At 62.4% G+C, this 15,590-nt stretch carries 15 protein-coding genes; 5 read left to right on the top strand and 10 right to left on the bottom strand.

The genetic code is table 11. The features are described from left to right. Positions 1–122: 122 nt before the first annotated feature. Complete coding sequence (locus NKI47_RS00390; RefSeq protein WP_352586673.1) at positions 123–1,454, top strand: PQQ-dependent sugar dehydrogenase; 1,332 nt, start codon at positions 123–125, stop codon at positions 1,452–1,454. 127 nt (positions 1,455–1,581) lie between these two features. Here NKI47_RS00390 and NKI47_RS00395 read toward each other — a convergent pair whose 3' ends face one another. The 8 genes from NKI47_RS00395 to NKI47_RS00430 all read right to left on the bottom strand — a co-directional run bounded on the left by NKI47_RS00395 (position 1,582) and on the right by NKI47_RS00430 (position 9,119). Continuing rightward, entirely contained in the window at positions 1,582–3,090 is a 1,509-nt protein-coding gene (locus tag NKI47_RS00395; protein WP_352586675.1) for an aldehyde dehydrogenase family protein, read from the bottom strand. 153 nt (positions 3,091–3,243) lie between these two features. After that, positions 3,244–3,588, bottom strand: coding sequence for a cupin domain-containing protein (locus NKI47_RS00400; protein WP_352452935.1), 345 nt, complete (start codon positions 3,586–3,588; stop codon positions 3,244–3,246). A 23-nt stretch (positions 3,589–3,611) separates the two neighbouring features. Then, the gene (locus tag NKI47_RS00405) at positions 3,612–3,959 is read right to left on the bottom strand and encodes a cupin domain-containing protein (RefSeq protein WP_352586677.1); all 348 of its coding nucleotides are present in this window, start codon (positions 3,957–3,959) and stop codon (positions 3,612–3,614) included. Continuing rightward, positions 3,956–5,230, bottom strand: a complete 1,275-nt coding sequence (locus tag NKI47_RS00410) for a glycosyltransferase (protein WP_352586679.1) — start codon at positions 5,228–5,230, stop codon at positions 3,956–3,958. Before NKI47_RS00410 ends, NKI47_RS00405 begins: the two co-directional genes overlap by 4 nt. 18 nt (positions 5,231–5,248) lie before the next feature. Next, positions 5,249–6,322 carry an ABC transporter ATP-binding protein gene (locus tag NKI47_RS00415; protein WP_352586681.1) on the bottom strand — a complete coding sequence of 358 codons (1,074 nt, stop codon included), beginning with the start codon at positions 6,320–6,322 and terminating at the stop codon, positions 5,249–5,251. Further along, positions 6,319–7,113 (bottom strand): ABC transporter permease, encoded by a 795-nt coding sequence (locus tag NKI47_RS00420; protein ID WP_352586683.1) that lies wholly within the window; start codon positions 7,111–7,113, stop codon positions 6,319–6,321. Before NKI47_RS00420 ends, NKI47_RS00415 begins: the two co-directional genes overlap by 4 nt. After that, positions 7,106–7,948, bottom strand: a complete 843-nt coding sequence (locus NKI47_RS00425) for an ABC transporter permease (protein WP_352586926.1) — start codon at positions 7,946–7,948, stop codon at positions 7,106–7,108. The genes NKI47_RS00420 and NKI47_RS00425 overlap by 8 nt, the downstream gene beginning before the upstream one ends. A gap of 106 nt (positions 7,949–8,054) precedes the next feature. Then, entirely contained in the window at positions 8,055–9,119 is a 1,065-nt protein-coding gene (locus NKI47_RS00430; protein WP_352586685.1) for a polyamine ABC transporter substrate-binding protein, read from the bottom strand. 230 nt (positions 9,120–9,349) lie between these two features. Between NKI47_RS00430 and NKI47_RS00435 the strand changes: the two genes are divergently transcribed. From NKI47_RS00435 to NKI47_RS00450, 4 genes are read left to right on the top strand one after another with little or no spacing between them, the layout of a single operon-like run. Next, positions 9,350–10,288: a GntR family transcriptional regulator gene (locus NKI47_RS00435; protein ID WP_352586687.1), complete on the top strand. Its 939-nt coding sequence runs from the start codon at positions 9,350–9,352 to the stop codon at positions 10,286–10,288. Positions 10,289–10,293: 5 nt separating this feature from the next. Beyond that, positions 10,294–11,589: a glycosyltransferase gene (locus NKI47_RS00440; protein ID WP_352452939.1), complete on the top strand. Its 1,296-nt coding sequence runs from the start codon at positions 10,294–10,296 to the stop codon at positions 11,587–11,589. Then, positions 11,582–12,967 (top strand): glutamine synthetase family protein, encoded by a 1,386-nt coding sequence (locus NKI47_RS00445; RefSeq protein ID WP_352586689.1) that lies wholly within the window; start codon positions 11,582–11,584, stop codon positions 12,965–12,967. Before NKI47_RS00440 ends, NKI47_RS00445 begins: the two co-directional genes overlap by 8 nt. Next, complete coding sequence (locus NKI47_RS00450) at positions 12,967–14,271, top strand: NAD(P)/FAD-dependent oxidoreductase (protein ID WP_352586691.1); 1,305 nt, start codon at positions 12,967–12,969, stop codon at positions 14,269–14,271. Before NKI47_RS00445 ends, NKI47_RS00450 begins: the two co-directional genes overlap by 1 nt. A gap of 174 nt (positions 14,272–14,445) precedes the next feature. On the opposite strand, the gene NKI47_RS00455 is transcribed toward NKI47_RS00450, so the two are convergent. Both NKI47_RS00455 and NKI47_RS00460 read right to left on the bottom strand, forming a co-directional pair. Further along, entirely contained in the window at positions 14,446–14,703 is a 258-nt protein-coding gene (locus NKI47_RS00455) for a hypothetical protein (protein WP_352586693.1), read from the bottom strand. Positions 14,704–15,038: 335 nt separating this feature from the next. Beyond that, positions 15,039–15,578: an NADH-quinone oxidoreductase subunit B family protein gene (locus NKI47_RS00460; protein WP_352586695.1), complete on the bottom strand. Its 540-nt coding sequence runs from the start codon at positions 15,576–15,578 to the stop codon at positions 15,039–15,041. Between the last annotated feature and the right edge of the window lie 12 nt (positions 15,579–15,590).

Consider the following 15,590-nt stretch of genomic DNA (forward strand, 5'->3'; position numbering starts at 1 on the left):
ATCTGTCGCGAATTCCTGGCCCTGGGATCACGAGCGCCGCTGTTTCGAGGCAATTGGAAGAATAAGCCACTGACTTCCGTTTGCACAAAGAGCGCGACACAAATCCGTGCGGAGGACGTCCGATGCATGCCGGCTTCCCAGGAAGCGTACTCGTAGCGGTGTTGGGCACCGTCATGGCGAGCTGCGCTGGCATTCCGGCGCAAAAAACTGGTGCAATAACCGGCTATGGCCCCAACCCCACTTTACCGAAACCAAGACCGACGCTGATCCCGACTGTTAACATCGCCGAGGCGAAAGGCTGGCAGAAAGAAGGTATGCCGACCCCGGCGAAGGGGCTGACAGTGAACGCCTTCGCCACCGGCCTCGATCATCCGCGCTGGCTACATGTGCTTCCGAACGGCGACGTGCTGGTTGCTGAAACCAATGCCCCTGCCAAGCATGACGAAGGCTTCAGTCTTAGAAAGGTCTTCATGGACCTGGCTATGAAGCGGGCTGGCGCCGCGACCAAAAGCGCCAACCGCATCACGCTCCTGCGCGACACCGATGGCGACGGCATTGCGGATGTACGCACGACGTTCGCGGAAGGCCTCAATTCGCCCTTCGGCATGACGCTGTCCAAAGGCAAACTCTTTGTCGCGAATACCGACGCGCTGGTCGCTTTCCCCTACTCCAATGGCCAGACCCGAGTCAGCACGTCGCCGGAAAAGATCATCGACTTGCCGGCCGGGGACCTCAACCATCATTGGACCAAGGACGTGATCGCAACTCCGGATGGACGCAAGCTCTATGTCACCGTTGGTTCCAACAGCAACGTTGGAGAAAACGGCATAGCCGCGGAGAAGAACCGCGCCGCTGTCCTTGAAGTGGATCGGTCTACCCGCCGCACTCGGGTCTTCGCCTCGGGCCTGCGCAACCCGAACGGGCTCTCCTGGAATCCTGAGACTGGCCAGCTTTGGGTCGCCGTGAACGAGCGTGACGAGATCGGCGACGACCTTGTGCCGGATTACATGACCTCGGTTCGTGACGGCGCTTTCTACGGCTGGCCCTACAGCTACTACGGACAGAACGTCGACGAACGTGCCAAGCCGCAGCGCCCCGATCTCGTGGCGGCAGCGATCAAGCCCGATTACGCCCTGGGCTCTCATACCGCCTCGCTGGGACTGACCTTCTCCAAAGGCGCGCGGCTCGGTCCGGCCTACGGCAACGGCGCCTTCGTCGGCCAGCACGGCTCGTGGAATAGAAGCGTGCACAGCGGCTACAAGGTCATCTTCGTGCCGTTCCATGGTGGCAAACCGAGCGGTCTCCCGAAGGACGTGCTCACTGGCTTCATCGGGCGGAATGGCACGGCGATGGGCCGTCCGGTCGGCGTTGTTATCGATCAGGCCGGCGCACTGCTCGTCGCCGACGACGTCGGTAATGTCATCTGGCGGGTCCGCCGGGCGAATGGCCGTTGAGCGCAGGTGGCCTTTCTGATTCCGACCTCACCAGCCTTCGGCTACAGCGCCACGCCCGATATGGCTGCATTCGGCGGAGACGGATATCCTAAACAATTAGCTAGCAGCACGCCCGAAGATAGTCGTGTCAAGCATGCTTGCGCCCGCCTGCCTCGCGGAAACAGCTGTCAGGATAGGGATACCACCAGCCCTGAATCTCCGGTCTGTGGTCGATGATGACCATCTTCGAGCGGCGGAATGCATCCAGACCCTGGCGGCCGAGCTCGCGGCCGAGGCCCGAAGCCTTCCAGCCCCCGAACGGCAACGCGTCATTGTCTATCAGCGGATTGTTGACCCAGACCATGCCGGCCTCGAGCCGCTCCGCGGCCTCATGCGCTTCGGCAAGATCGGTGGTGAAGACCGAGGCGCCGAGACCGAAGGGGCTGTCGTTGGCAAGCTCTATCGCCTCGTTGAAATCCTTGACCCGGCAGATTGCGGCGACCGGCCCGAAACACTCTTCGCGCACGATTGCCATATCGGCGGTGATGCCGGTCAGGATGGTCGGCTCGTAGAACCAGCCTACATTATGTGCCGGCGGAATGCGTCCGCCGGTGATCGCTTTGGCACCGCTGCGGATCGCATCGTCGACCAGCCGGATGACCTTCGCACGCGCGGCCTCGCTGACCAGCGGTCCGATCTCGGTTTTGTCGAGGCCGTTGCCGATACGCAGCGCGCGCGTTTTCTCGGCAAACAGATCGACGAAGCGGTCGTGAACGGCATCAACCACGAAGAACCGTTCGGCCGAAGTGCAGACCTGGCCAGTGAGATGGAAGGCAGCCGTGACGCTGCCGGCAGCCGCCACGTCCAGGGGGGCGTGTTGGCTGATGATCAGGGGATCGCTGCCGCCGGCCTCGATGACGCAAGGCTTCATGCGCTCTGCACATGCGACGGCGACAGCCTTGCCGGCGGCGACCGAACCGGTGAAAGCAACCGCATGCGTGCGGTCCGAGGCGATCAGCGCCTGCGCCGTTGCTGCTCCGCCTGGCATGCAGGAAACCAGGCCCTCCGGCAGGGAGCGGAACACGGTCATATAATCCAGCGTCGACAATGTTGTCGCTTCGGCGGGCTTGATCACGCAGGCATTGCCGGCGGCAAGCGAGGCGGCGACGGTCCAGCACATCAACAGGATCGGAAAATTGTAAGGCATGATGTGCACCGACGTGCCGTAGGGCTCGTAGCGGGCATACTGGAACGAACCGGCCTGCGTCGTGCCGGCGATCTTGCCGGCGTCGTCACGCGCCATTTCGGCGTAATAGCGGAAGATCGGCGCGCAATTGGCGATCTCGCCGATCGCCTCCGGATAGGGTTTGCCCATCTCGTGCACCATCAGCTCGGCGCAGCGCGTGAAGTCGGCCGCTTCGATGGCGTTCGCGACGGCGTGCAGATGCCGGGCACGGCTCTTGGCGTCGAGCTTTTTCCAGGCCGTTTGCGCCTTGGTCGCTGCGGTGAGCACGGCGTCGATCTCGCCGTCGCTGGCTGCGGTGATCGCGCCGACGGTTTCGAGCGTCGCCGGATCGATCACCGGTTTTGCCGCACCAGTCATTGGCCGATAATCCGGATTGACGAAGAAGGTCGGCCGGTCGGGTGAAAAGTCCATCGTCCTCCCGTGTGCACGGAACCTTTTTGAGAATTCACCCTGCCGAGACAGGCGGCGTGGTTTTCGAGAACCGAAGCGGAGCGGACATTAAAGTGCGTGAGCATCGGAAGAAACGGCGTCAGGTGTCCGGTAGGGTAGAATTATCGAGAAGGTTCAGCGGATCATGTAAACTTTCTTGATGGTCTCGTGGACGGTGCAGACGCCCTTCCAGTCCTGCGGAAAGAACGCTGCGGTGTCCGGTTCGATCTCGATCACCTCGCCGGATTCGTGGACATAGGTGCAGCGTCCCTCGAGGAAATGGCAGAACTCGTCGCGGGTGACGTGGCAGCGCCATTTGCCCGGCGTGCAGACCCACAGTCCGCATTCGGAGCGGCCCTCCGGCCCCTTGTGCAGCAGCTTGCCGGAAGTGCGGGATTCGCCCTCGATCAGGGTGGGGATGACGCCCCAGTCGACCAGGTCGGTGAGGGCGAGCGGCGATTTCATGATCGGTGTCGGCATGTCGGGAGCTCCAGTGGCCGGCTTTAGGCCAGCATGTAAAAGTTGCGGATGGTCTCGTGGACGGTGCATTCGCCGGTCCAACCGGCCGGGAACATGACAACCGTGGCGGCGGATACCTCGATCACCTCGCCGTCGTCCGATCTGTAGGTCGCGCGGCCGGCAACGAAACGGCACAATTCGTCGCGCGGAATCGCCAGCCGCCAGCGACCGGGCGTGCAGACCCAGATGCCGGATTCCGGCTGGTTGTTCGGCCCTTTGTGCACCAGCCTGCCGGTGGAATGCGAAGCGCCTTCCAGCGCATCGGGCTGGGTGCCCCAGTCGACGAGGTCGGTGCGGGTCGAGGCTTGGTGGAGGTGTGGGGCTGAGATCACAGCAATTTCTCCAGCAGTACCGCCGCTTTCTCCGGGCCGTTCTGCGACTGCATCTGGGCCGACGTCTTGGCCAGCTTGGCCTTGATTGCCGGGTCGGTCAGGCAGGTTTCGATCCTGGCGATGAGCTCGGCGTCGCTCCAGTCGTAGCGCGGCATGCCGAAGCCGTGGCCGGTCTCCTCGACCCGCGTCGCATTGTCGTGGCCGTCCCAGACGTAGGGCATGATGATCGCCGGCTTGCCGAAATACAGGCACTCAGTGAACGAGTTGTTGCCGCCATGATGGATCACCGCATCGACCTGCGGGATGACCGAGGGCTGCGGGAACCAGCTCTCGACGATGACGTTTTCGGGCACTTGCGCGTACTGCTCCTTGTAGCCGCCGACATTGACCAGCGCCCGGTAGCGCGTCTTGCCCAACGTTGCGACGATGCGCTTCAGCAGATCGACATCGCCGGCGCCAAGGCTGCCGAAGGAAACATAGAGCAGCGGCCCGTCATTATTCTTCGCAAAAACCGGCACGGTGTAGGGCTTCTCCTGCCGCACGCAGCCTTCCAGATATTGGAATTTTGCCGGGTCGAGCGGATAGCGGCGCTTGAACTTCGCCGCCTCGGGATAGAGCAGCAGATTGAGGTACGGCGAGGCCTCGAAGAACTGGCCGATCGGATACGGCGCTTCGTTGTTCGCTTTCAAAAACGCATTGAAGTCGTCATGGATCGGCTTGATGACGGCGTTGAAATGGTCGCGGTAACGCCGATGGCAGGCGTGGTCGTTCTCGCCGCAGCCGGACAGATGTGGCGGGACGTCCTCGTCCTCGATCTCGTTTTCCGAGCAGGAGATGACGCGCACCCAGGGCTTGCCATACTGCTTGATTGCCGGGAACAGGATGACGTTGTCGACGCAGATGACATCAGGCTTGATCGTCGCAAGCACGCCAGGCAGATCCTTCTCAGCCCATTTGGCGCTGTCGACGATCGCCGTCCAGCAATCCTTCACGTAATTGTCGACCTGGTCGTAGGGCGATTTGCGGAAGTTCGGGATGTGGCCGTTGATGAAGTCTTCCCAGAACTTGGCCATCTGTTCCGGCGGCAGCGGCTCGGACAGGTTCACCGGATGAGCCTCGAAGTCGTAGCCCTTGTAGACGTCGACGAAGCCGGGGTCCGACAGGAACACCGCTCTGTGGCCGCGCGCCTCGATGGCCTGGGCTATGCCGACGGAATTGAGCGCGGGGCCATAGGCGGCCTCCGGAAAGAACGCGATCGTCTTCTGCGCCATGAGAGGTTCTCCTTTCGATCAATCTGCGAAAATTCTGACGTCAGCCGCATCCCAGCCGAGCTCGACTGTATCGCCCGACGAGACCGGGCGGCGATCGGCGGCGTCGGCGGTGACGCGCACCAGGAACGGCTTTGGCGACAGGGCGGTGCGGACGTGCAGCTGCAGATCGAGTCCCTGATAGGCCAGCGCCTCGACCGCGCCGAAGATACGGTTGGCCGTTTCTGCCGACGGGAACAGCCGGATGCGTTCGGGCCGCACTGAAGCTACCGCCGCAGCGCCGGGCGAAAGTGTTGCGGGAACATCGCCGGCGATCCGCACGCCGTTGCTTGCCAGCACGCCGTCGCCGACGGCTTTGCCCGGCACGAAATTCATGACGCCGATGAAGTCGGCGACGAAACGGTCCCCCGGGTGCTCGTAGACCGCATGGGGTGTATCGCATTGCAGCAGCTTGCCGTCCCTGAGCACTGCCATACGGTCGGCCATGACGAGCGATTCCTCCTGATCATGGGTGACGATGACGAAGGTGATGCCGACCTCGTGCTGCAGCCGCTTCAGCTCCAGTTGCATGGCCCCGCGCAATTTCTTGTCGAGTGCACCAAGAGGTTCGTCGAGCAGAAGCAGCCGTGGTCGCTTGACCAGCGCTCGGGCAAGCGCGACGCGCTGCTTCTGCCCGCCAGACAATTGCTCCGGCTTGCGGTCGGCGAAGGCAACGAGTTCGGTCGTCGCCAAAATGGCGTCGACACGGGAGCGGATTTCCTTTGCAGGCAAGCGTTCCATTTCGAGGCCGTAGGAAACATTCGCCCTGACGCTCATATGCGGAAACAGCGCATAGGACTGGAACATCAGATTGACCGGCCGCTTATTGGGCGGGGTCCTGGCGATGTCGCGGCCGTCGAGCAGGATGCGCCCGTCATTGGGCGTCTCAAAGCCGGCCAACATGCGCAGCAGCGTTGTCTTGCCGCAGCCCGAAGGTCCAAGCAAGGCGAAGAACTCGTTCTCGCGGATATCCAGCGAAATGCCGTCGACCGCCGTCACCCGGCCGAACTTCTTCGACACGTTGTCGATCGCCAGCAGCGTGCGGGGCTCGTTCATTGGCCGATCACTCCACGGTTGAGCCGCTGCGACAGGGTCAGCGCGGTGATTGAGACCGCCATGACGATAGTCGCCAATGCATTGATCTCCGGCGTGATGCCGAAGCGAATCATCGAATAGATCTGCATCGGCAGCGTGGTCGAGGCGCGGCCGGCGCCGGCGGTGAAGAAGGCGATGATGAATTCGTCGACCGAAAGGGTGAAGGCGAGCAGCGCGCCGGCGACGACGGCAGGCAGGATCACCGGCAACGTCACCCGCCGAAATGTCGTGAGCGCGGAAGCACCGAGATCGGCAGAGGCCTCGACGATCGACCAGTCGAAGCTTTTCAGCCGCGCGCGCACCACGGAGCAGACGAAGGCGAGATTGAAGACGACATGGGCGAGGATGATGGTGTGCAGGCCCAAGGTGAGATCAAGCATCGAGAAGAAGCTGAGCAGCGCGATCGCCAGCACGATGTCGGGAATGATCATCGGCGCAAAGATCAGCGCCTCGAGACCTTTGCCGTGTTGCCGGCGTATTTCGACGCCGATCGCCAGCAGCGTGCCGAGCAGCGTGGCGATGGCGGTCGAGACAAGCGCCACGATCAGTGTGTTGAGCGCGGCAGAAAGGATTGCGGCGTTTCCGATTAGCGAGACATACCATTTCAGCGAAAAGCCCGACCAGACGGTCGGCAGCCCGCCTTGGTTGAACGACAGCGCCACCAGCACGGCGATCGGGATGTAGAGGAAGGCCAGGACCAGTGAAAGCACGAGCCAGAGCGCGCGCCTCGTGGCGAGGGAGCGCTCAGCCATCGGCGCCTCCTCTCGCTTCGGCGGTGCGGCCCGAGGCGCGATCAGCAGCCAGGGCCTGCGCCGTCAGCACCAGCAGCATGATGGCGATCAGCACCATTGCCAGTGCCGCACCGAAGGGCCAGTCATTAGCCGTGAGGAACTGGTCGTAGACGAGATTGCCGATCATCTGGAAACGGCCGCCGCCGAGCAGCGCCGGCGTGACGAAATTGCCGATCGACAGCACGAAGACGAAAACCGCCCCGGCGGCGATACCCGGCATGGTCAGCGGCAGGATGACCCGGCGAAATGTGGTCACGGCCGACGCGCCGAGATCGCGCGAGGCCTCTGCGAGCTCCGGATTGAGCCGCGACAGCGGCGCGTAGCAGGCCAGGATGACGAAGGGCAGATAGTTGTAGACCAGACCGGCGATGACGGCGCCTTCGGTATAAAGCATCGACAGCGGCTCGCCGGTGTAGCCGAACCAGCGCAGCAGTTGTGTGACCAGCCCTTCGCGGTTGAGCAGCACGATCCAGGCATAGGTACGGATCAGGTAGTTGGACCAGAAGGGCAAGACGGCAAAGAACAGAAACACCGGCTGCAGTTGCCGGGGTGCTGCCGCGATCGCATAGGCGGCGGCATAGCCGATCACCACCGCGACCAGGGTTGCCGTGCCGGCAATGCGCGCCGAATTGAGGAAGATGCCGGCATAGAGCGGGTCGAACACCAGCCCGAAATTCTCCAGCGTGAAAGTGTAGTCGATGCCGCCATAGATGCCGCGCCGGAAGAAGGCGAGCGCCAGCACCAGCGCGCATGGCACGACCATCAAGGCGATGAGCCAGGCCAGCGCCGGCGTCATCAGCAAGGATGAGCGAAGTCTTGTTTGGGACAAGATTGCGGTACCGCATTCAACGGTCGGCGGCGAAAACCCCGCCGTCGACCGGGATCTCTGATTTTGATGTCGGTTATTGCGCGGCCTTGATTTCGCTGACGATCTTCGAGTAGTCGCGTTGGGCATCGCCGACATCGCGCAACTGCTCGAACTTGACCAACTCTGCCACCGGCATGCTCATATTGGGAAATTTGGCGAGAAAATCCGCCGGCAGGCTTTCCATAGCCGGCTTGTTCGGTACCTTGTAGTCGATGTTCTGGGCCGCCCAGGCGTGGTTCTTGGCGTCCAGCATGAAGTTGATGAACTGGAAGGCGGCGTCCTTGTTGGCCGATGCCTTCATCACGACCATCGTATCGACCCAGAGATCCGAGCCTTCTTTCGGTATGGTGTATTTAATTTGTGGATTCTCGGCGATCCCGTAATTGCACCAGCCATCCCAGGCCTGAACCATCAGCGCCTCGCCCGAGACCAGCTTTGAATAAAAGGTCGTGTCGTCATAGGCCAGCAAGGTCTTCTTGGCCGAGATCAGCAGGTCCTTGACTTCGCCGAGCTTTGCCGGATCGGTCTCGTTCACCGAATAGCCCTTGGCGAGTTGGCCGGCGGCAAGCAGCCAGCGGTCGGTCGCCAGCATCGTCGTCTTGCCCTTGAGCGCATCGGACGGGGCGAGAAGGTCGTTCCAGCTCACCGGCTCCGCCTTCACCAGATCCGAACGGTAGCAAAGGCCGGTGGTGCCCCAAGTGTAGGGCACGGAAAAATTGTTGCCGGCGTCGTGCGGCAGCTTCGCCGCCTCGGGATAGAGATTGGCGAGGTTAGGGATATTGGCATGGTCGATCGCCTCGATCAGGCCGAGCTTGTTCAGCACTTCGGCGAAGGGCGAGGAGACGAAGACCACGTCATAGTCCTTGCCGCCGGACGCGACGAGCTTGCCCATGATCTCCTCGTTAGTGGCGTGAACCACGACTTCACCGGAGACACCGGTCGCCGCCTTGAAAGCTTTCATGGCATCCGGCGCCATGTAGCCGTCCCAGTTGGAGATAACGAGGTCGGAGGCAGCCGCCGGCGCTGACAGCGCCAGGCCAAGGCCAAGTGCGATCAAGGATTTCCTTAACGGACGGTGCCGCAGGGTGGTGGTGGTCATGACAGACTCCCATTCTGGTTGATCATCGAACTTAGTCGTCGGACCAGCGCTTGCAGCCGTAGCCGCTTTGATCCTGTTCCCCAGTCTTTTATTGCCGATTGATCTCACAGTACTATTGCAGAAAAAAGTACGTCAATCCATAATTTGTCAACTACGGTGAATCCCGGCCGATCGCATCCGCAAGGGCAATCGGCCAAACCTCAGCCGCCAAGTCCTTCATGAGAATTGCCATGCAAGTTGCAGCTCGACGTCCCCGCACCAACCATCTCGACCTTGCACAGCGCATTCTCGATGTGGCCCGGAAACGCGGCTTTGAACCCGGCGCTCATCTCCCGGAGCAGCAGATCGCTTCGCTCTGCAACGTATCCCGAACTCCGGTGCGGGCCGCGCTGCGTCTGCTCACTGAAAAAGGCGTAGTTCAATGGGAGGCTGAGTCCGGCTATCGCTTGGCCGTAGACCTCACGAGCCAGGCGACCGTCGCCGCCGACCTGCCGAGCGCCGAGGAGGATGAACTTGCCGACATGATCCTGCGAGACCGCTCGGCGCGCCGGCTGGACCAGACGGTCACCGTCGGCGCCCTGATGCGACGGTATAATGCCGAGCGCAGGACGGTACTAAAATCGCTGAAGAAACTGGCCGAGGAAAATCTTCTGGACCGCGCGCCGGGGCAGTCCTGGCTTTTCAGGAGAGTGCCGGACGATCCTGGCGCACAAGGGGAGAGCTATGAATTCCGGCTGTTGCTGGAACCCGCCGCCCTTCTGGCGCCTGGGTTCCGGCTGGATGGGACGCGCGCGGCAGCCTTGCGACAGGGCATGGAAATGCTGCTGGCTCTGCCCGACGCGGCATTCGATTCCAGAGAGTTCCAACGGCTGGACATCGATTTTCACGGGATGATCGCCGGTGGCTCCGCCAACCGCTTCGTCGCCGAGGCGTTGGCCGATCATCTCAGGCTGCGCCGGCTGCCGGGAACGTATGCCGGCGTCAATGTCTTCCGGCTGAAGCAATCATTGCGCGAGCATCTGACCATACTCGACCATCTGGAGAGCCAGCAGTACGAGGTTGCAGCCGATCTGCTTCGGGTCCATCTGCGGCTTTCCCGCAGCCAGCGACCGCAGGCGGCTAGTCGCGGGGCGCCCGCGCTGTTCGGCATGATCAGCCGGCCGGAATAACGAGGATCATGCGCAAAGGCAGCCCGACCATCGCACTGTTTCCGGAAGCGAGCTTCGGCGCTGCGCTGAATTGCGTTGGCATAGCGCAGGCCCTGCGCGCTCGTGGCGCCCGTCCAGTGTTCATCTGCCATGCCGGCTTTTCTGGCGTGTTCGCCGACTATGGGTTTCAGGAATACCAGTTGCCGACTGACGATCCGTTGACCGACAGCGAACGCCAGAGCTACTGGCAGGCCTTCGTGCGCCGTCATCTGCCGCATTTCAGGCTGAGCCCCATCGATCAGCTCGAAACCTACGTTGCCCCGACCTGGCAAGCAATCGTAGACACTGCGGTCAACGCCGAGGCGCCGCTGCGCCAATTGCTGGCGCGGCTGAAGCCGGACGCCGTGGTGCTCGACAACGTCGTCATGTTCCCGGCATTGGCGACCGCCGGCTGCCCGTGGGTGCGCGTCGTCTCCTGCGCCGAAACCGAGCTTCCCGATGCCAATGTGCCACCCTATCTGTCCGGTCTCGCCGCCGACGACCCGAGCCGCGCGGTCTTCGAGGCGCGCTACCTGGCAGCGGTCGCTCCGGCCCATGACCGCTTCAATCGGCTTCGGACCGACGCCGGTCTTGCGCCCTTGCCAACGGGTCTTTTTCTGGAACCTTCGCCCGCCCTCAATCTGCTGCTGACCCCAACGATTGTGCGAAGGCAGCGCGCCGAGCCGCTCGACCCTGCCAGCTTCGTCTATCTCGAAGGCTGCGTCCGCTCGGAAGGGCCGTTCGACGTACCGGTCTTTCCGCGCAATGGCGGACCGCTGGTTTATGTCAGTTTCGGTAGTCTTGGCGCCATGGATGTCGGCCTGATCCAGCGCATGCTCGCCGTTTTCGACAGGCTGCCGGCCCGCTTCATTGTCAATGCCGGAGGTCTGCGCGACAGCTATCGCGCCGTTCCGGACAATGTCTATCTCGACGCCTGGTTTCCACAGCCTTCCGTCGTGGCGAAATGCGACCTCTTCATTCATCATGGCGGCAACAACAGCTTTTGCGAAGCACTGCGTTTCGGCGTGCCGTCGCTGGTCATGCCCTATTGCTGGGACGGGCATGACAATGCGCAACGTGCCGAGGAAACCGGCGTCGGGCGCCACATCAGCCGCGATGGCTGGACGGAAGACGAATTGGAGCGAAGCATTCTTGGCCTGATGGCCGATGCTGCAATGCGCGCACGCCTCCGGGAGAATGCAGTGCATATGGCGCTGACACCCGGAACGGACGTGGCTGCCGAAGCCATTCTCGCTCTCGCAAGGACCCGACCTGATGCTTGACACCACAACAACTGATGCCTCGACCATGAACGGCACCAACGACCCGAAAGACTGGTTGGCCGCTCACGCTGTCAGCGAGGTCGAGTGCCTGGTGCCCGACATGAACGGCGTGCTGCGCGGCAAGGCCCTGCCAGCGGCCAAGTTCCTCAAGGCGATCGAGGACCGAGCACTCTATCTGCCGAGCAGCGCGTTCCTGGTCAGCATCGACGGCCGCTATTCCGGTTCCGTCGACGAGGGGTTCGCCTACCAGGACCCCGACATGCGGATGGTGCCGGATGTCGCAACACTCTGTCTGGCGCCCGGTGGCGGGCCAGGCAAGGCCTATGTCTTCGCCGATGCGTTCCACATGGACGACCGGCCGTGGATGGCTTCGTCGCGGCACGTGTTGCGGGCCGTGCTCGATCTATATCGCCAGCGCGGCTGGCGGGCAGTGGTGGCGCCGGAGCTTGAATTTTATCTCACCGCGCCCAATCCCGATCCCGACAGGCCGGTGACGGCGCCGGTCGGGCGCAATGGCCGCTCCGAAAGCGTGCAGCATCCCTATGACATGGCGGCACTGGAGCAATTCGAGCCGGTGATCCGGCGCCTCTATGACTATGCTGCGGCAGCCGGACTGCCGCTCGACACGCTCATCCATGAATCGGGCACGGCCCAACTGGAGATCAATTTCCTGCATGGCGACGCGCTGCCGCTGGCAGACAAGGTGTTGCTGTTCAAGCGAATGACGCGCCAGGCCGCGCAGGAAGGTGGCATGCAGGCGACCTTCATGGCCAAACCGATAGCCGCACAAGCCGGCAGCTCAATGCATCTCCACATGTCTGTCGTCGACGAGGCCGGCAACACGCTGTTTGCCGGGCGTGACGGCGCCGACACCGAGATGTTCGGGCATTTCATCGGCGGCCTGCAGAAATACATTCCCGAGGTGATGCCGCTGTTTGCGCCGAACGTGAATTCGTTCCGCCGCATCCGGCCGAACCACAGTGCACCCGCCAACATCGAGTGGTCGCACGACAACCGCTCCTGCGGCCTGCGTGTGCCGGCCGGCGGGCGCACCGCGCGGCGCGTGGAAAATCGGCTGCCCGGCGCCGATGCCAATCCCTATCTGGCGATAGCCGGCTCGCTGCTTTGCGGTTATCTCGGCGTCGAGGAGAAGATCGCTCGTTCGACGGAAGCGTCGGGCAATGCCTATCGCAGCAGGAGCACGCTGCCCAAAACCATGGAAGAGGCGCTCGACCGCTTCGCTGCGTGCGATCCGGTTCGGGCGGTGCTCGGCGAGGATTTCTTCCAGACCTATTTGCGCGTCAAGAGCGTTGAGCTCGACCTGTTCCAGAGCGTCGTCACCTCTTGGGAACGCGACCATCTGCTGCTCAAGGTGTGATGATGGGCTTCAATTCTGGGGGCTTCAACTCCGGCCTGGATATCGGCAAATCCTACTATGTGGCGACGGCCAATCCGGCTCCGGACCATCCGGCGCTGCAGGGCGACGTCGACGCCGATCTGGTAGTGGTCGGCGGCGGTTGTACCGGCCTCTCCGCAGCCTTTCATGCAGCCGAACGCGGCCTGAAGGTGGTGCTGCTCGAAGGCGGCAAGATCGGCTGGGGGGCGTCGGGGCGCAATGGCGGCCAGATGATCCCCGGCCTGCGCAAGGGCGCCAAGGGGCTGGTCAAGCTATATGGGCCGGAACGGGGGAGGGCGCTGTTCGATCTCGCCTTCGAGGCGCGGGCCCTCGTGCTCGGTCTGATCGAGCGCCATGCCATCGATTGCGACCTCAGGCTCACCGGCCATCTGGCCGGTGCGGTCAACGGTTCCGACCTGCGCGACCTCGAAGAAGAGGCCGAGTGCCTTTCTACGGTGATGAACTTTCATGATGTCGAGATGCTGTCGGCAGCGCAGGCGCGCGGAATGGTGAACACACCTTATCACGGCGCGATGTACGAGAAGCTCGGTGGCCATATGCATCCGCTGAACTACACGCTCGGTCTTGCTCGCGCCGCGGCTGCGGCGGGCGTCACTATCCACGAGAATTCGGTGGCGCTGCGGCTGGAGCGGGAACCTTCCCCCCGGGTTTCGACGGCCAAAGGCTCGGTCCGGGCCAGGCATGTCGTACTGGCCGGCGATGCGCTGCTCCACGGGCTTGAGCCGCGCGTCAACAGCCGCATCATGCCGGTCGGCAACTACATCATCGCCACCGAGCCGCTGGGCGACACGAGCGACGTCATCCCAAGCAATGTGGCCGTCTCCGACACGCGCTTCGTCGTCAATTACTACCGGCTGTCGGCGGATGGACGCCTGCTGTTCGGCGGCGGCGAGCGCTATACGCCGTCGCCGCCCGCCGACATTGCCGGCTTCGTGCGGCCGCACATGGAAATCACCTTTCCGCAATTGCGCGGCCGCCGCATCGATCACGCCTGGGGCGGGCTGGTCTCGGTGACGACATCGCGCCTGCCGCATGTCGGTCGCTATGGCGACGTCTATTTTGCGCATGGCTATTCGGGCAAGGGGGTGATCCTGTCGACGCTGTCGGGCAAGCTGCTCGCTGAGGCGATCACCGGTGATGCTTCGCGGCTCGATCTGTTTTCGACCCTAAGCCCGCTGCCGTTCCCCGGCGGCACGGCGCTGCGCGGCCCGCTCTATGTGCTCGGCATGCTTTGGTACGCAATGCGTGACCGCATCAAACATTGAGCGCAGGCATGCGCAATGAGGCCGAGCGCCGCCACCAAGCGATTAACGGCTGATTTCGCGGCGGCGTCCGACTTGATCGATGCTTGAATATGGTCCGCAGGCAATGGCCGCGAGTCGGTCCAGGCCCTGCTCCCGAAGCCTGAGCGCCGATAGACCTGCCTGGTATTTCCTCAGCTAATAGATCGATATGATTGCAGGATTAACCGTTTCATATCCCAGGCGCGGCTCCGATTTGTCTTTCGAAATCGCGCTGGAGACAGTTCCGGTTGAACTGCAGTCCAATTTTGTTTCCCTGTTTTTCTTGATCGTGCTGCCCGACAGGTCGGCGCAGCACGACGTTACTGCTGTACTGACCACCCTCTTTTTCTCGTGTGCAACGGCGGCGGTGGATACGGCCATCACAATTGCCGCACAAATAATCGTCAATCTCATTGATTTCCCCCTTAGAGCACCGCAAACGTGTGGTCGACTGCCTTGAGACGCCGGCGAAGACGGTACTCGCGCCTGGCCGGCCCATGCAGCTTCCGACTGCACAAGATTGTAACTACATTAGCTGCAGCGCAAGTAACCATTTCGGACTAGGGAACGGGTTCCCCTTCGATCGAAAGCGCTGGGCTGCCGGCGAAAAAGCAGGCGTTTTAGCCGTTCTCGCCGCCGAGCGCCTTCCAAGTTTGGGACAGAGGTTGGCTGATGCCCTTAAACTCACGGCTACGCATTGGTTGGATCTATGCAGCGACAAGGCCAACCTTGGCAAAGCCTCTACATAGTCACCTTCGGGCAGCACCAGTCTTGGAATTCACGCCCTCAAGCAAGGCGAGCAGGCCTTTCAGAATTTCGATTGGCGGCGGCGGACAACCTGGAATGTGCAGATCGACAGGCAAGGCCTCGGACACTCCGCGCACCACCGCATAGCTGCCGGAGAAACAGCCGCCATTGCCTGCGCAATCTCCCAGTGCGACCACCCATTTTGGGTTGGGTGTTGCGTCGTAGGTCCGCTTCAATGCCTCGCGCATGTTTTTTGTGACCGGCCCGGTGACGAGCAGTACATCGGCATGGCGCGGTGATGCGACGAACCGGATCCCAAAACGCTCGATGTCATAGAAGGCGTTGTTCAGCGCGTGCATCTCAAGTTCGCAGCCGTTGCAGGAACCGGCATCGACCGCCCGGATCGACAGGCTTCGCCCCAATCGTTTGTGAGCAGCCCCATCGAGCGCGCGTGCGAGTTCGTCGACTGCCGTGCTGCTTGCCAACGGCGGATGCTCGGTGAGAGGGGGGCGTATCAGGCTTTCAAAAAGAAGCTTGCGCATGATAGCGTGCCT

It is taken from the genome of Mesorhizobium sp. M0633, from assembly GCF_040320645.1.
Classification (GTDB): Bacteria; Pseudomonadota; Alphaproteobacteria; order Rhizobiales; family Rhizobiaceae; genus Mesorhizobium.